Annotated in this window: 17 protein-coding genes and 1 pseudogene; 15 read left to right on the top strand and 3 right to left on the bottom strand. The window is 67.6% G+C overall.

The window, feature by feature from the left end:
* Positions 1-15 precede the first annotated feature (15 nt).
* Positions 16-1,179, top strand: coding sequence for an MFS transporter (locus tag BLQ74_RS24880; RefSeq protein WP_090267904.1), 1,164 nt, complete (start codon positions 16-18; stop codon positions 1,177-1,179).
* A 22-nt stretch (positions 1,180-1,201) separates the two neighbouring features.
* Positions 1,202-2,251: an alkene reductase gene (locus tag BLQ74_RS24875; protein WP_090267902.1), complete on the top strand. Its 1,050-nt coding sequence runs from the start codon at positions 1,202-1,204 to the stop codon at positions 2,249-2,251.
* 147 nt (positions 2,252-2,398) lie between these two features.
* Here the strand turns inward: BLQ74_RS24875 and BLQ74_RS24870 are convergent, their stop codons facing one another.
* Complete coding sequence (locus BLQ74_RS24870) at positions 2,399-3,238, bottom strand: ATPase (RefSeq protein WP_090267900.1); 840 nt, start codon at positions 3,236-3,238, stop codon at positions 2,399-2,401.
* Positions 3,239-3,502: 264 nt separating this feature from the next.
* On the opposite strand from BLQ74_RS24870, the gene BLQ74_RS24865 reads away from it, so the two are divergent.
* A complete protein-coding gene (locus tag BLQ74_RS24865; RefSeq protein ID WP_244507262.1) occupies positions 3,503-3,772 on the top strand; it encodes a hypothetical protein in 270 nt (89 codons plus the stop codon).
* Between the two features lie 14 nt (positions 3,773-3,786).
* Here BLQ74_RS24865 and BLQ74_RS24860 read toward each other — a convergent pair whose 3' ends face one another.
* Positions 3,787-4,776, bottom strand: coding sequence for an NAD-dependent epimerase/dehydratase family protein (locus BLQ74_RS24860; protein ID WP_090267897.1), 990 nt, complete (start codon positions 4,774-4,776; stop codon positions 3,787-3,789).
* A 178-nt stretch (positions 4,777-4,954) separates the two neighbouring features.
* Here BLQ74_RS24860 and BLQ74_RS24855 point away from each other — a divergent pair, with 178 nt between their 5' ends.
* Positions 4,955-6,013: a saccharopine dehydrogenase family protein gene (locus BLQ74_RS24855; RefSeq protein ID WP_090267896.1), complete on the top strand. Its 1,059-nt coding sequence runs from the start codon at positions 4,955-4,957 to the stop codon at positions 6,011-6,013.
* Here the strand turns inward: BLQ74_RS24855 and BLQ74_RS24850 are convergent, their stop codons facing one another.
* Positions 6,014-6,910 carry a LysR family transcriptional regulator ArgP gene (locus tag BLQ74_RS24850; RefSeq protein WP_090267895.1) on the bottom strand — a complete coding sequence of 299 codons (897 nt, stop codon included), beginning with the start codon at positions 6,908-6,910 and terminating at the stop codon, positions 6,014-6,016.
* A 108-nt stretch (positions 6,911-7,018) separates the two neighbouring features.
* Between BLQ74_RS24850 and BLQ74_RS24845 the strand changes: the two genes are divergently transcribed.
* From BLQ74_RS24845 to BLQ74_RS24800, 11 genes and pseudogenes are all read left to right on the top strand, one after another.
* Positions 7,019-7,423 carry an ACT domain-containing protein gene (locus tag BLQ74_RS24845; protein WP_090267894.1) on the top strand — a complete coding sequence of 135 codons (405 nt, stop codon included), beginning with the start codon at positions 7,019-7,021 and terminating at the stop codon, positions 7,421-7,423.
* A gap of 2 nt (positions 7,424-7,425) precedes the next feature.
* The gene (locus tag BLQ74_RS24840) at positions 7,426-8,028 is read left to right on the top strand and encodes a LysE/ArgO family amino acid transporter (RefSeq protein WP_090267893.1); all 603 of its coding nucleotides are present in this window, start codon (positions 7,426-7,428) and stop codon (positions 8,026-8,028) included.
* Between the two features lie 277 nt (positions 8,029-8,305).
* Positions 8,306-8,887: a superoxide dismutase [Fe] gene (gene sodB, locus BLQ74_RS24835; RefSeq protein WP_090267891.1), complete on the top strand. Its 582-nt coding sequence runs from the start codon at positions 8,306-8,308 to the stop codon at positions 8,885-8,887.
* A 192-nt stretch (positions 8,888-9,079) separates the two neighbouring features.
* Positions 9,080-11,152, top strand: a complete 2,073-nt coding sequence (locus BLQ74_RS24830; protein ID WP_090267952.1) for a putative bifunctional diguanylate cyclase/phosphodiesterase — start codon at positions 9,080-9,082, stop codon at positions 11,150-11,152.
* A 151-nt stretch (positions 11,153-11,303) separates the two neighbouring features.
* Positions 11,304-12,647: an imelysin family protein gene (locus BLQ74_RS24825; RefSeq protein WP_090267889.1), complete on the top strand. Its 1,344-nt coding sequence runs from the start codon at positions 11,304-11,306 to the stop codon at positions 12,645-12,647.
* 176 nt (positions 12,648-12,823) lie between these two features.
* Entirely contained in the window at positions 12,824-14,245 is a 1,422-nt protein-coding gene (locus BLQ74_RS24820; RefSeq protein WP_090267887.1) for a di-heme oxidoreductase family protein, read from the top strand.
* A 10-nt stretch (positions 14,246-14,255) separates the two neighbouring features.
* The gene (locus tag BLQ74_RS24815) at positions 14,256-15,317 is read left to right on the top strand and encodes an imelysin family protein (RefSeq protein ID WP_090267885.1); all 1,062 of its coding nucleotides are present in this window, start codon (positions 14,256-14,258) and stop codon (positions 15,315-15,317) included.
* Between the two features lie 36 nt (positions 15,318-15,353).
* Positions 15,354-16,448 carry a DUF1513 domain-containing protein gene (locus BLQ74_RS24810; RefSeq protein WP_090267884.1) on the top strand — a complete coding sequence of 365 codons (1,095 nt, stop codon included), beginning with the start codon at positions 15,354-15,356 and terminating at the stop codon, positions 16,446-16,448.
* A gap of 48 nt (positions 16,449-16,496) precedes the next feature.
* Positions 16,497-17,288: pseudogene (locus tag BLQ74_RS28245) on the top strand (hypothetical protein); the annotation flags it as partial.
* 165 nt (positions 17,289-17,453) lie between these two features.
* On the top strand, positions 17,454-18,221 hold the full coding sequence (locus tag BLQ74_RS28240; protein ID WP_425287514.1) for a methyl-accepting chemotaxis protein: 768 nt from the start codon (positions 17,454-17,456) through the stop codon (positions 18,219-18,221).
* A gap of 248 nt (positions 18,222-18,469) precedes the next feature.
* The gene (locus BLQ74_RS24800) at positions 18,470-19,582 is read left to right on the top strand and encodes an efflux RND transporter periplasmic adaptor subunit (RefSeq protein ID WP_090267880.1); all 1,113 of its coding nucleotides are present in this window, start codon (positions 18,470-18,472) and stop codon (positions 19,580-19,582) included.
* Positions 19,583-19,594: the final 12 nt, after the last annotated feature.

The following is a 19,594-nucleotide window of genomic DNA, read 5'->3' as shown; positions in this document are numbered from 1 at the left end:
ACCAGGAGCAGGCGCATGCCCACTTCGCTTCTCGTCCTCGCTTTGTCCGCGTTTGCCATCGGCACCACGGAATTCGTCATCATGGGCCTGCTGCCGGACGTCGCCGGTGACCTCGGCGTGTCCATTCCCACGGCCGGCTGGCTGGTCAGCGGCTACGCCTTCGGCGTGGCCATCGGCGCGCCGATCATGGCCCTGCTCACCGCGCGGCTACCGCGCAAGCGCGCCCTGCTGATGCTGATGGGCATCTTCATCCTCGGTAACTTCCTCTGTGCGGTAGCGGCCAACTACGGGCTGCTGATGGTCGCCCGGATCGTCACCGCACTCTGCCATGGCGCCTTCTTCGGCATCGGCTCGGTGGTCGCCGCCAGCCTGGTGCCGGCGAACCGCAAGGCCTCGGCGGTCGCCCTGATGTTCACCGGGCTGACCCTGGCCAATGTCCTCGGTGTACCGCTGGGCACCGCGCTCGGCCAGGCTAGCGGCTGGCGCTCGACCTTCTGGGTAGTGACCGCCATCGGTGTGCTCGCGCTGATCGGCCTGTGGCGCATCCTGCCCAGCGGGCACGACGAAGAAGCGCTGGACCTGCGCCAGGAAGCGGCCGCCCTGCGCAGCGGGCCGCTGTGGCTGGCACTGGCCACCACGGTGCTGTTCTCCGCCGCGGTCTTCGCGCTGTTCACCTATGTCGCGCCGCTGCTCGGCGAAGTCACCCGGGTGTCGCCACGCGGCGTGACCTGGACCCTGGTACTGATCGGCGTCGGCCTGACCGTCGGCAACATACTCGGCGGCCGCCTGGCCGACTGGCGTCTGGGAACCACCCTGGCCGGCGTGTTCGCCGCCATGGCGCTGGTGTCGGCGGCGCTGAGCTGGACCAGCCAGGCGCTGATCCCGGCGGAAATCACCCTGTTCCTCTGGGCCGCGGCCGCCTTCGCCGCCGTCCCGGCCCTGCAGGTCAACGTGGTGCGCGTCGGCCAGGCCGCACCCAACCTGGTGGCCACCCTGAATATCGGCGCCTTCAACGTCGGCAACGCCCTTGGCGCCTGGATCGGCGGCAGCGTCATCGACCACGGCCTGGGCTTGACCCGCGTGCCCCTGGCCGCCGCCGTACTCGCCCTGCTCGCACTGATCGCCGTGATGTTCGGCTTCAGCGGCCAAGGCAACCAACCCCAACCCGCACTCGACTAACCCCCTGACGGAGCACCGCGACATGACCACGCTCTTCGATCCGATCACCCTCGGCGACCTGCAACTGCCCAACCGCATCATCATGGCCCCGCTGACCCGCTGCCGCGCCGACGAAGGCCGCGTGCCCAACGCGCTGATGGCCGAATACTACGCACAGCGCGCCGACGCCGGGCTGATCCTCAGCGAAGCGACCGCCGTCACCCCGATGGGCGTCGGCTACCCGGACACCCCCGGCATCTGGTCCGATGACCAGGTCCGCGGCTGGAGCAACGTGACCAAGGCCGTGCACGCCAACGGCGGGCGCATCTTCATGCAACTGTGGCACGTCGGCCGCATCTCCGACCCGCTGTACCTGAACGGCGAGCTGCCGGTGGCGCCCAGCGCCATCAAGCCGGCCGGCCACGTCAGCCTGGTGCGTCCGACCAAGGAGTTCGTCACCCCGCGCGCGCTGGATACCGAAGAGATCGCCGATATCGTCGAGGCTTACCGCCAGGGCGCCGAGAACGCCAAGGCCGCCGGCTTCGACGGGGTGGAAATCCACGGCGCCAACGGCTACCTGCTCGACCAGTTCCTGCAGGACAGCACCAACCAGCGCGACGACCGCTACGGCGGCTCCATCGAAAACCGCGCGCGCCTGCTGCTGGAAGTCACCGACGCGGCCATCTCGGTGTGGGGCGCCCAGCGCGTCGGCGTACACCTGGCGCCGCGCATGGACGCCCACGACATGGGCGACTCCGACCCGCTGGCGACGTTCGGCTACGTGGCCCGCGAACTGGGCAAGCGCGGCATCGCCTTCATCTGCAGCCGCGAGAAGGAAGGCCCGGACAGCATCGGCCCGAAACTCAAGGAGCTGTTCGGCGGCCCCTACATCGCCAACGAACGCTTCACCAAGGCCAGCGCCAACGAGTGGCTGGCCAGCGGCAAGGCCGATGCGGTGGCCTTCGGTATCCCCTACATCGCCAACGCCGACCTGGTCAGCCGTCTGGCCAAGGACGCCGCGCTGAACGAGCCGCACCCGGAAACCTTCTACGGCAAGGGTCCGGTCGGCTACCTCGACTATCCGCGCCTGTAAGCACGGCATAGGCCCCAGCGAGACCGGGCGCTACCGCAAGGGGCGCCCGGTTTTCTTGTGCGGGAACCTCAGTTGCGCGGCCCGCGCCCAGGCAAGAAAAAGCCCCCGGGTCCGAAGACACGGGGGCTGCTTGACCGTGGCGCGGCGTCAGCGCGGCGCGTTGAGCTGCTGCTGGAGGTTCTGCACCTGCGCCTGCAGGGCATTGATGTTGCGCGTCACCTGGGCGCGGAACGAGTCGAACTCGGCGGTGCCACCCTGCCCCTGCTTGCCCTCGACCTCGCTGCGCAGCACCAGCAGATCATCCTGCAGGCTCTTGATCGCCTCGCTCGGATTGCCCTGCTTGCGCAACGCCGCCACTTCCGCGCTGAGGCTCTTGATCTGTTCATTGGCGCCGGCCAAGTCGTTCTGCAGGCCCTTGACCTTGCCCTGCTCCTCGGCCAGCGACTTGAGTTTGCCGTCGAGCTGGCTGATCAACTGCGCGGCGCTGTCCTGCTGTGCCTTCAGTTCGGCGCTGAGCTGGTCCAGGCGCTTGCCCTGCTGACCGCCGATCTGCGACAGCGAATCCTGTTGCTGGCGCGCCTGCTCGACGAGCTTGCCCTGCAGTTGCTTGACCTGCAGCTTGAGTTGCTCGCGGTCAGAGGTCACCGACGACTCGCTCTGCACGACCTTGCCGCGAATGTCATCGAGGCGGCCGGCGGCTTCTTCGCTGATCTTGGCGAAGCTTTCCTGGGTGGCGATCAACTGATGCTCCATCAGCGTCAACTGCTGGTGGCTCCACCAGGCCACGCCACCGAGGGCGATGGCCATGGCCGCGACCAACGCCCAGAGCGGCCCGGTGCTGGCGCCGCCGGACTTGGCCGCTGGCGCCAGTTGGCGGCCATCGGGCTCGACCACGCGCCGCGGATGGTGACCGAACTCGTCGCGGTCGGCGGCGTCGGTGGTCAGACTGGGCACTTCATCGAATTCGTCGAACGTATCGTTACGCATGGAGGGAACCTGTGGGGGAGTAGCGGCATGGCGCCTGCGCAGGGGCGCAGTATATCCGTTCGCGCCGCTGCCTAGGGCATCGCGCCATCAGGGGGCACGACGCACGCTGACAGCGCGCGTGCGGGGCAGAAAAGACCTCGCCAGGGGACCTGCAGTTCCCGAAACGACCCGCAGATAGTAGCTTTGCGACACTATGGCATGTGCCTTGCTCTGTCCTGGCCAGCGGCGCCATGGTGGCGCCCACCGCGGGGAGGGAGTTGAGTGATTGAGTTCAACAAGGCCATCCTGGACTGCATGCGCGAACTGCGCCGACGCCTGCGCGAAGAGCAGGCGCTGGACATTCACTTCCAGCAGCCCGACGCCATCGCCAAAATGCTGCGCGCCTGCGCGGCGTCCTTCGACGAACAGACACGCTCCATGGGCCTGCGCCTGAGCCAACTGAGCGGCGTGAACCCGCCCCGGGTGGTGCAAGAGCCAAGCTTCATGCCCGACCCGAGCGGACAACGCCACTACTCCGGCCCACTGCGCGGCTGACGCCCGGCGGGCACTCAGAGCCCGCTGCGCTGCCACCACTCACAGAACTCATCCAGCGCATCCCACAGACTGGCCTGCGGCTCGTAGCCGAGGAGCCGGCGGGCGCGGCTGATATCCAGGCTGAAATCCTTGGCCATGACCGCCATGCCCAGGCGCGTCATGGTCGGTTCCGGCCGCCCCGGCCGCAGGTAACAGAGGCCTTCGTTGAGCGCCGCCAGGCCATAGGCCAGGGCGTATGGAATGTGTTCGCTGACCGGCGGCAGTTCGAGACGGCGCAGCACGTAGTTGACCACGTCCCACAGCGGCAGCGGTTGGCCATTGCTGATGTTGTAGGCCTGGCCGAGCGCCGGCCCGCCCGCCAGCAGGGCGGCGAAGAGCGCGTCATTGAGGTTCTGCACGCTGGTGAAATCGACCTTGTTCAGGCCCTTGCCGATGATCTTCAGGCGGCCCTTGCGCTGGGCCGCGATCAAGCGCGGGAAGATGCTGGTGTCGCCGGCGCCGGTGACGAAGCGCGGGCGCAACGCCAGCACCTCCAGGCCGAACTCGGCGGCACCGAGGGCGACCCGCTCGGATTGGTACTTGGTGGCGCCATAGTGATTGGCGAAACGGCTTGGCACCTGCTCCTCGCGGATGCCGACGTGCGACTGGCCATCGAAGTAGATCGACGGCGAGGACAAATGCACCAGACGCCGCACGCTCTGCTTCAAGCAGGCCTCGACCACGCTTTCGGTCAGGCCGACGTTGGCCTGCTGGAAGTGCTCGCGCGGCCCCCAGACACCGACCGCGCCGGCGCAGTGCACCACGGCATCGACCGAGTCGCAGAGGCGGCGCACCAGCGCCGGATCGGAGAGGTCGCCGGGCATGAACTCCGCGCCGCGGCTTACCAGTGGCTCGAGCGCGTCGGCACGACGGCCGTTGACCCGCACCGCCAGGCCCTGCTCCAGGGCGAAACGGGCGAAGCGCCCGCCGATGAAACCACTGGCCCCGGTCACCAGAATCTTCATGCACGCACCTCTTATGCTGTTTTTCGCCGACTCTAGCAGGCCCGCCGCGCCGCCACGCTGGTAACGCACGCCATAACAGCATCCTTGCGGACCGCTCGACCTCCGGCCAGGCGACAACGCCGCCCGGAGGCGCTTAGAACGGCTAGCCTTGAACCCGTACCCCACAGCGAGAGCCGACATGAGCAAGACGCACTGGATGATCTATGGCGCCAACGGCTACACCGCCCGACTGGTCGCCGAACAGGCCTGCCGCCAGGGCCTACGCCCTCTGCTGGGCGGGCGCGACCCGGCCGCGGTCCAGGCGCTGGGCAGCCAGCTCGGCCTGGAGTGTCGGATCTTCGCCGCCGACGCGCCGGGCGCCACCCAGGCGCTGGCCGATGTCGCGGTACTGGCGAACTGCGCCGGGCCCTTCTCGGCCACCGCCGCGCCGCTGCTGGAGGCCTGCCTGGCGAGCGCCTGCCACTATGTGGACATCACCGGCGAGATCGCCGTCTTCGAGCATGCCCACGGTCTCCACCAGCGCGCGCGTGACGCCGGCATCGCGCTCTGCCCCGGCGTGGGCTTCGACGTCATCCCCACCGATTGCGTGGCCGCCTGCCTGGCCCAGGCCATGCCCGACGCCAACCAACTGGCACTCGGCTTCGACACCGGCAGCGGGCTGTCGCCGGGCACCGCCAAGACCACCGTGGAAGGCCTCAAGCTCGGCGGCAAGGTGCGCCAGGACGGCGAAGTGCGCGACGTGCCGCTGGGCTACAAGCAGCGCGACATCGACTTCGGCCGCGGCCTCAAGCATGCCGTCAGCATTCCCTGGGGCGACGTGGCCACGGCCTTCTACACCACCGGCATTGGCAACATCGAGGTGTACCTGCCGGCGCCGCCGCTGCTGGCCCTGGGCATGCGCCTGCTCGATCCGCTACGCCCACTGCTCGCTCGCGACGGTGTGCAGCGCTGGCTCAAACGCCAGGCGCAGCAGCGCATTCAGGGCCCCGACCAGTTAACGCGCAGCCGCCTGCGCACTTGGGTCTGGGGCGAAGTGCGCAATGCCGCCGGCGAACGCCGAACCGCCCGCCTGGAAACCGCCAACGGCTACGACGTCACCCTGCACGGCGTCCTCATGGCCGTGACGCACCTGCTCGACTATGCCGGCCCCGGCGGCTACTTCACGCCATCCCGGTTGTTCGGCAAACGTTGCGTGGAACGCCTGCCGGGCAGCGGGCAGATCGTCATCCGCGGCTGATCAGTTGGCGATCGGCACCAGGGTCGCGCCGGCATACCGCAGCAGGTGCGCGCCCAAGGCGCCGAGCAGTTCGCCGCCATTGCGCCAATGGTGCCAGTACAGCGGCACATCGATGGCCCGCCCCGGCAGCAACTCCACCAGCTCGCCACGGGCCAGTTCGCCCTCGACCTGCAGCTCGGGCACCAGCCCCCAGCCCAGGCCTGCGCAGGTCATGCGCACGAAGCCTTCGGAAGAGGGGCACAGGTGATAAAGGAAAGCGCCGTCAACGCCCAGCTCAGCGAGGTAACGGTGCTGCAACTGGTCATCCGGCCCGAAGACGATGGCCGGCACCCTGGCCAGGGCCTCGGCACGGACACCATCGGCAAAGTGCCGGGCGAGGAACGCCGGGCTGGCCAGGCCACGGTAACGCATCGCCCCCAGCGGCTCGCTACGGGCGCCGGCCACCGGACGCGGGCTGGCGCAGACGCAGCCGGCCACCTCGCCGGCGCGCATGCGCTTGAGGCCGACTTCCTGGTCCTCCACCACCAGATCGAGCAAGACCCGGCGCTCGGCGCAGAAATCCCCCACCGCGGCGGCCCACCAGGTCGCCAGGCTGTCGGCATTGAGCGCCACGCGCAGGCGCTCGGGCGCGCCCTCCTCGTCCAGTGCCGGCACCCACTGCTGCAGATCGCCCTCCAGCAGGCGGACCTGCTGCACATGGTTGAGCAGGCGCCGGCCCAGCTCGGTCGGTTGCGGCGGTGCGGCACGGACCAGCACCGGCTGGCCGACCCGCGCTTCGAGCAACTTGATGCGCTGGGAGATCGCCGATTGCGACAGCCCCAGCACCTGCGCTCCACGCTCGAAGCCGCCCTGTTCCACCACGGCGGCCAAGGCGGCCAGCAGCTTGTAATCGAACATGATCGATTTTCCTAATGGGACATCACCAAGATTCGTTTTTCTTATACAGGCGCGAACCGCAGACTCGCCAGCACTTCCCGCTCATCCCCGCAGTTCCAGGAGCCTTGCATGGCCGGCGAAACCTCTCTCAACGCGTTGCTGCGCGACATGACCCCGGTGCTCAACCCCGGCGAATACGTGTTCTGCACCCTTCCCTCAGGCGCGGCGCCAGCCGCTGCCCAGGTGCTCGGCAGCTTCCGGGAACGCGAAGGGCTGACCCTGATCCTCGAACGCGGCGAAGCCGAACGCCTCGACCTGGACTTCGACTACGTCGCCGCCTGGCTGACCCTGGAAGTGCACTCGGCGCTACAGGCGGTCGGCCTCACCGCCGCGGTGGCCAGCGCCCTGGCCGAGGCCGGGATCAGTTGCAACGTGGTCGCCGCGGTATTCCACGATCACCTGTTCGTCGCTCACCGCGACGGCTCCCAGGCACTGCAGATACTGCGGCGCCTGGCCGGCAGCGGGAGGGCATGACAATGTGGCAGAGCTACCTCAACGGCCTGCTGGTGGCCGCCGGCCTGATCATCGCCATCGGCGCGCAGAACGCCTTCGTCCTGGCCCAGAGCCTGCGCCGCGAACATCACCTGGCGGTGGCCGCGCTGTGCGTGCTGTGCGATGCCGTACTGGTCAGCGCCGGGGTCTTCGGTCTGGCCCGGGTGCTGGCGGAGAACCCCACCCTGCTCGCCGTGGCGCGCTGGGGCGGAGCGGTCTTCCTGATCTGGTACGGACTCAAGGCGCTGCTCCGCGCGCTCGCCCCGCAAGGCATGGCGCAGACCGGCGAGACCGGCAGCCGCTCACGCCGCGCGGTACTCCTGGCGGCCCTGGCGGTTACGCTGCTCAATCCCCACGTGTACCTCGACACCGTGCTGCTGATCGGCTCCCTCGGCGCCCAGCAGGATGCGCCCGGCGCCTACGCCATGGGCGCCGCCAGCGCCTCGCTGCTGTGGTTCTTCACCCTCGCCTTCGGCGCCGCCTGGCTCGCGCCCTGGCTGGCGCGCCCGACGACCTGGCGGCTGGTCGACCTGATGGTGGCGGTGATGATGCTGGGCATGGCCTCGCAACTGATCCTCCCGGCCTGAACGCGGACGATGGCGCAACGCTGAAGGCGGGCCGCGGGAGCCACTGTCTATACGACTTTGCCCCTACAGTTGCTGCGTGGATATGCCGGGGGGCGGGTGCTATGATCCGACCCTCGCGGCGCCAGAGAGCTAGGCTTCCTGGACGCACCCGGCGCGCGGCCCGATCCGAGGATCGCAGCCGCTACGTACGGATGCCGCGACAATCACCGAACCGGCCCCGTGTACCGGTCGCGCGTTCGCCGCGCTAGCCCAGACCTGAGGAAATAGGAGAGACACCATGGCTTTCGAATTGCCGCCGCTGCCTTACGCGAAGAATGCCCTTGAGCCGCACATCTCGGCGGAAACCCTGGAATTCCACCACGACAAGCACCACAACACCTATGTCGTGAACCTGAACAACCTGATCCCGGGCACCGAGTTCGCAGGCAAGAGCCTGGAAGACATCGTCAAGACCTCTTCCGGTGGCATCTTCAACAACGCCGCCCAGGTGTGGAACCACACCTTCTACTGGGAGTGCCTGAGCCCGAACGGCGGTGGCCAGCCCACCGGCGCCCTGGCTGACGCCATCAACGCCGCTTTCGGTTCCTTCGACAAGTTCAAGGAAGAGTTCACCAAGACCGCCATCGGCACCTTCGGCTCCGGCTGGGCCTGGCTGGTGAAGAAGGCCGACGGTTCCCTGGCCCTGGCCAGCACCATCGGCGCCGGCAACCCGCTGACCAGCGGCGACACCCCGCTGCTGACCTGCGACGTCTGGGAACACGCCTACTACATCGACTACCGCAACCTGCGTCCGAAGTACGTCGAAGCCTTCTGGAACCTGGTGAACTGGGATTACGTAGCGAAGAACTTCGCTGCCTGATACCTTCAGCGTTCCCGTGGAAACCCGGCCCAGTGCCGGGTTTCTGCTTTTTGCGCGCCACTCGGGCCATGCTCGTCTAACCTGAGAGTCGGCTTTTGCGCAAAATTGCTTACTGGCCCTTTGACGTCAAAGCGGCATTTGCCAATACTCAGACCAGTCTTTCGCCGGATGGCGATGAACAAGGAAAGCCCCTTGAAACTGGACCCACGGCACAGACTTTCTCTCAAGTTGCTGCGCGTCGTTCTGCTCGCGGCACTTGCGGTCGGCGTCGTCCTGAGTTGCGCACAGATCGTCTTCGACGCCCACAAGGCGCGTCAGGCCGTACACAACGACGCCCAGCGCATTCTCGCCATGGTCCGCGATCCCTCGACGCAGGCGGTCTACAGCCTGGACCGCGACATGGCCATGCAGGTCCTCGAAGGACTCTTCCAGCATGAGGCCGTGCGCCAGGCCTCCATCGGCCACCCCGACGAACCCATGCTCGCGGAGAAATCGCGCCCGCCGCTGGACTCCTCGACCCGCTGGCTGACCGACCCGATTCTCGGCGCCGAGCAGCATTACTCCATCCGCCTGATCGGCCGCGGCGACCCCGGCGAATACTACGGCGACCTGAGCATCACCCTGGACACCGCCCCCTACGGCCAGGATTTCGTGGTCACCTCGGTGATCATCTTCCTCTCCGGCATCCTCCGTGCGCTGGCCATGGGCCTGGTGCTGTTCCTGGTCTATCACTGGCTGCTGACCAAGCCGCTGTGGCGCATCATCGACAACCTCACCAGCATCAACCCCGACCGCCCCGGCGAGCACAAGCTGCCGATGCTGCCCGGTCACGAGAACAACGAACTGGGCCTGTGGATCAACACCGCCAACCAGTTGCTGGAGTCCATCGAGCGCAATGGCCACCTGCGCCGCGAGGCGGAAAACAGCCTGCTGCGCATCTCCCAGTACGACTTCCTCACCGGCCTGCCGAACCGCAAGCTGCTGCAGCAACGCCTGGATCAGATCCTTTCCGACGCGACCCGCCTGGAACACCGCGTCGCAGTGCTCTGCCTGGGCCTGGATGACTTCAAGGGCATCAACGAACAGCACGGCTACCAGTTCGGCGACCAGCTGCTGCTCGCCCTCGCCGACCGCCTGCGCGCGCGCAGCGCCCACCTCGGCGCCCTGGCGCGTCTGGGCGGCGACCAGTTCGCCCTGGTCCAGGCCGACATCGAGCAACCCTACGAAGCGGCGGAGCTGGCCCAGCAGATTCTCGACGACCTCGAGCAGCCATTCGACCTGGACGAACAGTCCGTGCACCTGCGCGCCACCATCGGCATCACCCTCTACCCGGAGGATGGCGAGAGCACCGAGAAGCTGCTGCAGAAAGCCGAGCAGACCATGACCCTGGCCAAGACCCGCTCGCGCAACCGCTACCAGTTCTACATCGCCAGCGTCGACAGCGAGATGCGCCGCCGCCGCGAACTGGAAAAGGACCTGCGCGACGCCCTGGCACGCAACGAACTGCATCTGGTCTACCAGCCACAGGTGTCCTACCGCGATCACCGCGTGGTCGGCGTCGAGGCCCTGCTGCGTTGGCAGCACCCGACCCAGGGCTGGGTCGCCCCGGACCTGTTCATCCCGCTGGCGGAACAGAACGGCAGCATCTTCAGCATTGGCGAGTGGGTGCTCGACCAGGCCTGCCGGCAACTGCGCGAATGGCATGACCAGGGCTTCGACGATCTGCGCATGGCGGTCAACCTGTCCACCGTGCAACTGCGCCACAACGCGCTGCCGCGGGTAGTCAGCAACCTGCTGCAGATCCACCGCCTGCCGCCGCGTTCGCTGGAGCTGGAAGTCACCGAGACCGGCCTGATGGAAGACATCTCCACCGCCGCCCAGCACCTGCTCAGCCTGCGTCGCGCCGGCGCGCTGATCGCCATCGACGACTTCGGCACCGGCTACTCCTCGCTCAGCTACCTGAAGAGCCTGCCGCTAGACAAGATCAAGATCGACAAGAGCTTCGTCCAGGACCTGCTGCAGGATGACGACGACGCCACCATCGTTCGCGCCATCATCCAGCTCGGCAAGAACCTCAGCATGCAGGTGATCGCCGAAGGCGTGGAAACCGTCGAGCAAGAGGCCTACATCATTGCCCAGGGTTGCCACGAGGGGCAGGGCTACCTGTACAGCAAGCCACTGCCGGCGCGCGAGCTGACCCTTTACCTGAAGCAGGCACGGCGCCTCGCCGAGGCCGCCGGCAGTTCCTCCATCGAGCGGCGCTGAGCGCCCTCGTTTCCCTCCTTAGCAACGGACGTCATGGCCATGCGCCAGGAAAGCGCGCGCCGGTCTTTTCAAAAATGCAAATCTTTCGCATTATGTTGCCGTTTTATATGCGCACTCTCTTTCGCGCCACTCCCATGCTAAGGAACTCGCCATGACTCGTATGCCCTGGGCTACCGCCAGCCTGCTGGCCATTGCCATCACCCTCGCCGGCTGCGGCGATGACAAGAAAGAGGCCGCGGCCCCGGCCAGCCAGGCCAGCGCCCCGGCCGCCAGCACGCCGAACGCCGCGCCGGCGATCAAGGCCGACGCCGCCGCCGTGAAGGCCGTGGTGAAGAACTACGCGGACATGGCCGAGGCCGTCTATGGCGACGCCCTGAGCACCGCCAAGACCCTGCAGAAAGCCGTCGATGCGCTGATCGCCGCGCCCAGCGAAGCCAACCTCAAGGCCGCCCGCGAGGCCTGGCTGGCGGCGCGCGTACCCTACTCGCAGAGCGAAGCCTTCCGCTTCGGCAACAAGATCGTCGACGACTGGGAAGGCCCGGTGAACTCCTGGCCCCTGGACGAAGGCCTGATCGATTACGTGGCCAAAGACTATCAGCACGCCGAAGGCAACCCCGCGGCCAACGCCAACATCATCGCCAACAGCGAGATCCAGGTTGGCGAGGACAAGATCGACGTCAAGGAAATCACCGCCGAGAAACTGGCCAAGCTCAATGAGATTGGCGGCTCCGAAGCCAACGTCGCCACCGGCTACCACGCCATCGAATTTCTCCTCTGGGGCCAGGACCTGAACGGCACGCAGCCGGGCGCCGGCAACCGCCCCTATACCGACTACGCCCAGGGCAAGGACTGCAGCAACGGCCACTGCGACCGGCGTGCCGCCTACCTGAAGGCCGTCACCGACCTGCTGGTGGCCAACCTCGACGAGATGGTCGGCAACTGGAAGGCCGGTGTCGCCGACAACTACCGCGCCAAGCTGGAAGCCGACAGCGCCGACGCCAACCTGCGCAAGATGTTCTTCGGCCTGGGCAGCCTGTCCCTCGGCGAACTGGCCGGCGAGCGCATGAAGGTGGCGCTGGAGGCCAACTCCACCGAAGACGAACACGACTGCTTCAGCGACAACACCCACCACACCCTGTACTTCAACGCCGAAGGCATCCGCAACATCTACCTCGGTCAGTACAAGCGCATGGACGGCAGCCTGGTCACCGGCCCGAGCCTGTCCTCGCTGGTCGCCAAGGCCGACGCCCAGGCGGACAACGACCTGAAGGCCGACCTCGACGGCACCCGGGCGAAAATGCAGGTCATCGTCGACCGCGCGGAAAAGGATGGCGTGCACTTCGACCAGATGATCGCCCCGGCCGACGAAGCCGATCACAAGATCATCAGCGACGTCATCGCCTCCCTGGTCAAACAGACCGGCGCCATCGAGAAAGCCGCCGGCGCCCTGGGCATCCAGGACCTGAAGCCGGACAACGCCGATCACCAGTTCTGATCGCCCCGGACGAGGCTGCGGCCCCCAGTCGCAACCTCGCCACTGCAGCGCCAAGACCCCAGGGGTCTTGGCGTTTTCGCGAGCATCGCCACGCAGAAGGCAAACAGAAAGCTTCGTATTTGTATTTGAACAACTGCTAAGATGGCGCGCCTGTTTTGCCCGCCTGGATCGTTTCGATGTCGTGCCGCCCGACCGCCCTGCGTCTCGCCCCACTGTTCGCCGTACTGGCCCTGGCCGCCTGCAAGCCGGCCGAGCCGGTGGCGCGGGTCGAGGCCGGCGAGGCCTTGTCCGGCGGCAGCGCCAGCGTGTTCCAGAGTGATCGCAACGCCTTTTCCATGCCCTCGGCCAACCTGACGCCGAGCCGCCGTCTGGACTTCAGCGTCGGCAACAGTTTCTTCCGCAACCCCTGGGTGATCGCGCCGTCCACCACCACAGCGCGCGATGGCCTGGGCCCGCTGTACAACACCAACGCCTGCCAGAATTGCCATATCAAGGACGGCCGCGGCCACCCGCCGAGCGCCAACGACATCAGCGCGGTGTCCATGCTGGTGCGCCTGTCGATTCCCGCCAGCCCCGCCGAAGCCGAGCTGCTCAAGCGCCTGGGCGTGATCCCGGAGCCGGTCTACGGTGGTCAGCTACAGGACGCCGCCATCCCCGGCCTGGTGCCGGAGGCCAAGGTCCGCGTCGACTACGACAGCGTGCCGGTGACATTCAAGGACGGCAGCGTGGTCGCGTTGCGCAAGCCGATCCTGCGCCTGAGCCAGCTCGGCTACGGTCCCATGCGCGCGGACACGCAGTTCTCCGCGCGGGTCGCCCCGCCGATGATCGGCCTCGGCCTGCTCGAAGCCATCCCGGAACAGGCGATCCTCGCCAACGAAGACCCTCGGGACCGCAATGGCGACGGCATTCGCGGCCGCGCCAACCGGGTCTGGGACGAGGCCGCCGGGCAGACCGTGCTCGGCCGCTTCGGCTGGAAAGCCGGGCAGCCGAATATCCCGCAGCAGAATGCCCACGCCTTCGCCAATGACATGGGCCTGACCAGCGACCGCCTGCCCCAGGACGATTGCAGCGAGGCACAGCGCGCCTGCCGTTCGGCCATCGACGGCGGCCACCCGGAAGTCAGCCAGCACATCTTCGACCAGGTGCTGTTCTACAGCCGCAACCTGGCGGTGCCGGCGCGGCGCAATGTCGATGCCGCCAATGTCCTGGCCGGCAAGGCCCTGTTCCAGCAGGCCGGTTGCGCCGGCTGCCACACCGCGACATTCACCACCGCCGCCACCGCCGCCGAGCCGGAACTGGCCAACCAGGTGATCCACCCTTACAGCGACCTGCTGCTGCACGACATGGGCGAAGGCCTGGCCGACCACCGCCCGGAGTTCCTCGCCAGCGGTCGCGACTGGCGCACCCCGCCGCTGTGGGGCATCGGCTTGACCGAGGCGGTCAACAGCCACACCCAGTTCCTCCACGACGGTCGCGCGCGCAACCTGCTCGAAGCCGTGCTCTGGCACGGTGGCGAAGCCGAGGCGGCCAAACAGCGGGTACTGGCCTTCGACGCTGAACAGCGCAGCGCCCTGCTGGACTTCCTGAATTCCCTCTAAGGAGCCGAACATGTTCCGCCCACGCCTACTGATCACCAGCCTCGCCATCGCCCTCGGCGCCTGCTCGCCGCAAGACCCGCAGGCGACCACCAGCGCCGCGCTGGCGCAGCAGGTGATACTGCCGGCCTACAGCCGCTGGGTCGATGCCGACCGCACCCTGGCCGCCAGCGCCCTGGCCTTCTGCCAAGGCCAGGAAGACCTGGCCCGCGCCCGTGCCGACTTCGTCGCCGCGCAAAAGGCCTGGTCCGAGCTGCAACCGCTGTTGGTCGGACCGCTGGCCGAAGGCAATCGCGCCTGGCAGATTCAGTTCTGGCCGGACAAGAAGAACCTGGTGGCGCGCCAGATCGAGCAATTGCTCGACGGCGGCGCGCCCATCGACCCGGCGAGCCTGGCCAAGTCCAGCGTGGTGGTGCAGGGCCTGACCGCTTACGAATACATCCTCTTCGACGCCAGGATCGACCTTGCCGACGCCGCCACCAAGGCGCGCTACTGCCCGCTGCTCGAAGCCATCGGCGCCCATCAGCAGCAGTTGGCCGAGGACATCCTCGCGCGCTGGAAGAACGATGGCGGCATGCTCAGCCAACTGTCCAAGTTCCCCAACGAGCGCTACGCCGATGCCCACGAAGCCATCGCCGAACTGCTGCGCGTGCAGGTCACCGCCCTCGACTCGCTGAAGAAGAAACTTGGCACCCCGCTGGGTCGCCAGAGCAAAGGCATTGCGCAGCCATTCCAGGCCGAGGCCTGGCGCAGCGACGCCTCCCTGGCCAGCCTGGAGTCCGGGCTGGTCGGCGCCGAAGCGCTCTGGAACGGCACCGACGGCAAGGGCCTGCGCGCCCTGCTGCCGAGCGCGCAGAAGGCGCTGGCCGGCAAGATCGACGCGGCCTACGCCGACGCCCGCGGCAAGCTCGCCGCGCTGCAGCAGCCGCTTGGCGTGCTGCTCAAGGACGATGCCGGCATACAGCGACTCAACGCGCTGTACGACAGCCTCAACACGGTCCACCGCTTGCACGAGGGCGACCTCGCCAAAGCCCTCGGCGTGCAGCTGGGTTTCAACGCCAACGACGGCGACTGATCGCTCGCGAATCGTTCTTTCTGAGAGGTACACGCCATGCTGCGACGTCATGTGATCGGCCTCGGCAGCCTGCTGCTCGGCGCCTTGAGCCTCGGCGGCTGGACGCTGTCGCGCAAAGGCAAGGAGCCGCTGCTGCTGTCCGCCCGCGACGCCGCCGACGGCAAGCACTATGCGGTCGGCTACCGCCTGGATGGCCGCCAAGTGTTCGCCACCGAGGTCGGGCTGCGCTGCCACGACATCGTGCAGCACCCGACGCTGCCGCTGGCGCTGTTCGTCGCGCGCCGGCCGGGGCGCGTCAGTTACCTCATTCACCTGGAGGACGGCCGCTTGCTGCAGAGTCTGGCGGCGCAGCCGAACCGCCACTTCTACGGCCACGGCGTGTTCCACGCGAGCGGCGACTGGCTCTACGCCACCGAGAACGACACCAGCGATCCGGGCCGCGGCATGCTCGGCGTCTACCGCTTCGATGGCAGCCGTCTGAGCCATGCCGGCGAGCTGTCGAGCCACGGCCTGGGCCCGCACCAGGTGTCCTGGATGCCCGACGGTGAAACCCTGGTCGTCGCCAACGGCGGCATCCGCACCGAGGCAGAAAGCCGCGTGGAGATGAACCTCAATGCGATGGAGCCGAGCCTGGTGCTGATGCGCCGCGATGGCAGCCTGATCGCCAAGGAAACCCTGGCCCAGCAGATGAACAGCGTGCGCCACCTGGCCATCGCCCGCGACGGCACCATCGTCGCCGGCCAGCAGTACATGGGCGACGCCCACGACCACGCCGATCTGCTGGCGATCAAGCGCCCCGGCCAACCGTTCCAGCCCTTTCCGTTGGCCGACGCGCAGCGCCTGGCCATGGCCCAGTACACCGCCAGCGTGGCGATACACGACGAGTTGCGCCTGGTCGCGCTGACCGCGCCACGCGGCAACCGCTTCTTCATCTGGGACCTGGACAGCGGCGCCGTGCGCCTGGACACCTCGCTGCCGGACTGTGCCGGGGTCGGCGCGGTGAAGGACGGCTTCGTGGTCACTTCCGGACAGGGTCGCTGCCGCTTCTACGACTGCCGCGGCGAGCGCATCGCCGGGCAGCCGCTGGAACTGCCGCCGGCCTTCTGGGACAACCACCTGCACCTGGCCTGAACGGCTCCTGACGGGGCGCCAACGAAATCGTCATCGCGCCCCTCTAGCATGGCGTTGCCACTCGTCCGCCAGCGCTCATGCTGGCGGCGCGCGCAGCCGATGCATCCATCGACCGAATCCCACTCCGCGTCTCCGAGGCGTAACACGATGTTCCTCAATACTTCCCTGCGCACGCAGATCCTTGCTTTGCTGGGCGGCAGCCTGTTGCTCGTTCTGCTCATTGCCCTGGCCTGCTTCCAGTTCCTCTCCGGCGGCATCAACGCCTACCAGCGCCTGCTCGACGGCCCGTTGCAGTCCGCCCAGCTCATCGACAAGGCCAACCTGGCGTTCAAGAACCAGGTCCAGGAATGGAAAGACGTGCTGCTGCGCGGGCAGATGCCGAGCGATATGCAGAAATACTGGGGGCTGTTCGAGGAGCAGGAACGCAACGTCCAGGACATCCTCCAGCAGTTGCAGCAGAACAGCAGCGCCGACCCCGAGCTACAGCGCCAGGTCAGCCAATTGCGCGAGGAACACCGTCAGCTCGGCGCCGCCTACCGCAAGGGGCGTGACGCCTTCCTCGCCGCCGGTGGCGAACCGCGCGCCGGCGACGCCGCGGTCAAGGGCATCGACCGCAATGCCAGCGCGCAGATGAGCGCCCTGGTCAACAGCCTGCACCAGCTCGCCGAACAGCAATCGCGCAGCATTGCCGCCAACGCCCAGCGCACCGTGCTGCTCGGCACGCTGGTCCTGCTGCTCTCCGGCGCCCTGCTCGGGCTGCTCAGCCTGTGGCTGGTCAACCGCAACCTGATCGGCCCCATCTCGCGACTGATCGAACATATCGCCCAACTGGCCCAGGGCAACTTCGGCCAGCACGTCGACAGCAGCCGCCGCGACGAACTCGGCCGCCTGGCGCGCGCCGCCAATACCCTGCGCGACTTCCTCGCCGACACCTTCACCCGCCTCAAGCACAGCACCGGCGAGCTGGACAGCGCCAGCGGCGAACTCAATGCGATCGCCGCGATCATGGCCGAGGGCACCCGCGAGCAGTTCTCGCGTACCGATCAGGTCGCCACCGCCATGCACGAGATGTCCGCCACCGCCCAGGAAGTGGCGCGCCACGCCGCCGACGCCGCGCGCGCCGCCGACGATGCCGATCAGCATGCCCAATCCGGCGAGCGGGTCATGCAGTCGACCATCCAGACCATCACCCAGGTCAGCGACGAAATCGCCAGCACCGCCGAGGTCATCCGCCGCCTGGAAGCCGACAGCGGGCGCATCGGCAAAGTCCTCGAGGTGATCCGCGGCATCGCCGAGCAGACCAACCTGCTGGCGCTCAACGCCGCCATCGAAGCCGCCCGCGCCGGCGAACAGGGCCGGGGCTTCGCCGTGGTCGCCGACGAGGTTCGCACCCTGGCCCAGCGCACCGCCGAATCCACCGCGGAAATCCATCAGATCATCGACACCGTGCAGACCGGCGCGGTCAACGCGGTGCGCGCCATCGAATCTGGGCAAAGCCGCAGCGAGCAGGGCCTGGAGCAGGTGACCCAGGCCGGCGACATGCTGCAGAGCATCACCCATGCGGTGGAAGCGATCCGCGACATGAACCGGCAGATCGCCACCGCCGCCGAAGAGCAGACCTCGGTGGCCGAGGACATCTCGCGCAATCTCGCCGAGATCACCTCCATCGCCTCGACCAACGATGAAAACGTCCAGCGCACCCATCGCGCCAGCCAGCACCTGCACGGCCTGTCCGGCGAACTCAGCGACGTTACCCACAGGCTGGGCGCCTGATCCGCTTCGCCACAAGGATGTGGCCCCTCTCTCGCCGCTCCGCCCGCCTACACTGGAGAAACGTCTTGAAATCGTGGGCCTTTGACTCGCCCGCGATCTGAGACTATGGTGCGGATTTTCCGCCCTGCAATGGGGCAATCCAATCGGCTCCACGGCCTGATCATCATCCCGCGAAAGGAAGTTCGCCAGCGCCCAGGGCGAGCGGATCGCGGCAGATAGCTGCCAGGCACTCACCAAGGAACAGGAAGATGTTGCGCCGCATGCTGATCATGCTCGGCGTAGTGGCCGTGATCATCGCGGCGCTCGCCGGCTCGAAATACCTCTCCATCAAGAAACAGATCGCCCAGTTCAGCGCCCCCCGGCCGCCGATCAGTGTCACCGCAGTGCCGGTCGAGGAGCGCGACTGGCAGAGCCGCCTGCCGGCCATCGGCACCCTGCGCGCCAACCAGGGCGTGACCCTCACCGCGGAAGTCTCCGGCACCGTCCGCGAGGCATGGTTCAAGTCCGGCGAAAAGGTCCGCTTCGAGCAACCGCTGGTGCAACTGGAAAGCGCCGTCGAGGAAGCCACTCTGCGTACCGCCGAGGCCGACCTCGGCCTGGCCCAGGTGGAATTCGAGCGCGGCCGCAGCCTGATCGGCCGCCAGGCCATCTCGAAGAGCGACTTCGACCGCCTCGCCGCGCAGCTACAGCGCTCCAGCGCCACCGTCGCGCAGCTCAAGGCGGTGCTGGCGAAGAAGCGTATCCTCGCGCCCTTCGCCGGGACCGTCGGCATCCGCCAGGTGGACGTCGGCGACTACGTCTCGCCGGGCACGCCCATCGCGACCCTGCAGGACCTATCCACCCTGCTGGTGGACTTCTATCTGCCCGAACAGAACTTCCCCCTGCTGAAGACCGGCCAGGAAGTGGCGGTCCGGGTGGCCGCCTACCCGGAGCAGACCTTCCAGGCACGCATCGACGCGCTCAACCCGCGGGTGGATATCGAGACACGCAACCTGCGCGTACGCGCCAGCATGGCCAATCCCGACGGCAAGTTGCTGCCGGGGATGTTCGCCAACCTCGAGGTGAAGTTGCCGGAAAACAGCCGCCGCGTGGTGGTGCCGGAAACCGCGGTGGCCTTCACCCTCTACGGCAACTCGGTCTTCGTGGTGGTGCCGCGCAAGGACCAGGACGGCAAGCCACAGCTCGACGCCAAGGGCCAGGCGGAACTCAGCGTAGAGCGCCGCTTCATCAAGACCGGCCAGCGCCGCGACGGCAGCGTGGTGATCCTCGAAGGCCTCAAGGCCGGCGAGCAGGTGGTGACCTCCGGCCAGCTCAAGCTGGACAACGGCACCCCGGTGGCGATCGTCGCAGACGTTCGCTGAACCCGCCGGCAG

The organism is Pseudomonas panipatensis, from assembly GCF_900099785.1.
Lineage (GTDB): Bacteria > Pseudomonadota > Gammaproteobacteria > Pseudomonadales > Pseudomonadaceae > Pseudomonas > Pseudomonas panipatensis.
Note: the sequence above shows the minus strand (reverse complement) of the source record. Positions and strands in the feature narration are given on the sequence as shown.

Excerpts from the sequence above, each read along its gene's own strand:
- BLQ74_RS24810 (WP_090267884.1), top strand. The coding sequence starts at position 15,354 with ATGCTGCGACGTCATGTGATCGGCCTCGGCAGCCTGCTGCTCGGCGCC.
- BLQ74_RS24880 (WP_090267904.1), top strand. The coding sequence starts at position 16 with ATGCCCACTTCGCTTCTCGTCCTCGCTTTGTCCGCGTTTGCCATCGGC.
- BLQ74_RS24870 (WP_090267900.1), bottom strand. The coding sequence starts at position 3,238 with ATGCGTAACGATACGTTCGACGAATTCGATGAAGTGCCCAGTCTGACC.
- BLQ74_RS24850 (WP_090267895.1), bottom strand. The coding sequence starts at position 6,910 with ATGTTCGATTACAAGCTGCTGGCCGCCTTGGCCGCCGTGGTGGAACAG.
- BLQ74_RS24800 (WP_090267880.1), top strand. The coding sequence starts at position 18,470 with ATGTTGCGCCGCATGCTGATCATGCTCGGCGTAGTGGCCGTGATCATC.
- BLQ74_RS24855 (WP_090267896.1), top strand. The coding sequence starts at position 4,955 with ATGAGCAAGACGCACTGGATGATCTATGGCGCCAACGGCTACACCGCC.
- BLQ74_RS24825 (WP_090267889.1), top strand. The coding sequence starts at position 11,304 with ATGACTCGTATGCCCTGGGCTACCGCCAGCCTGCTGGCCATTGCCATC.
- BLQ74_RS24845 (WP_090267894.1), top strand. The coding sequence starts at position 7,019 with ATGGCCGGCGAAACCTCTCTCAACGCGTTGCTGCGCGACATGACCCCG.
- BLQ74_RS24860 (WP_090267897.1), bottom strand. The coding sequence starts at position 4,776 with ATGAAGATTCTGGTGACCGGGGCCAGTGGTTTCATCGGCGGGCGCTTC.
- BLQ74_RS24840 (WP_090267893.1), top strand. The coding sequence starts at position 7,426 with ATGTGGCAGAGCTACCTCAACGGCCTGCTGGTGGCCGCCGGCCTGATC.
- BLQ74_RS24815 (WP_090267885.1), top strand. The coding sequence starts at position 14,256 with ATGTTCCGCCCACGCCTACTGATCACCAGCCTCGCCATCGCCCTCGGC.
- BLQ74_RS24875 (WP_090267902.1), top strand. The coding sequence starts at position 1,202 with ATGACCACGCTCTTCGATCCGATCACCCTCGGCGACCTGCAACTGCCC.
- sodB (WP_090267891.1), top strand. The coding sequence starts at position 8,306 with ATGGCTTTCGAATTGCCGCCGCTGCCTTACGCGAAGAATGCCCTTGAG.
- BLQ74_RS28240 (WP_425287514.1), top strand. The coding sequence starts at position 17,454 with ATGGCCGAGGGCACCCGCGAGCAGTTCTCGCGTACCGATCAGGTCGCC.
- BLQ74_RS24820 (WP_090267887.1), top strand. The coding sequence starts at position 12,824 with ATGTCGTGCCGCCCGACCGCCCTGCGTCTCGCCCCACTGTTCGCCGTA.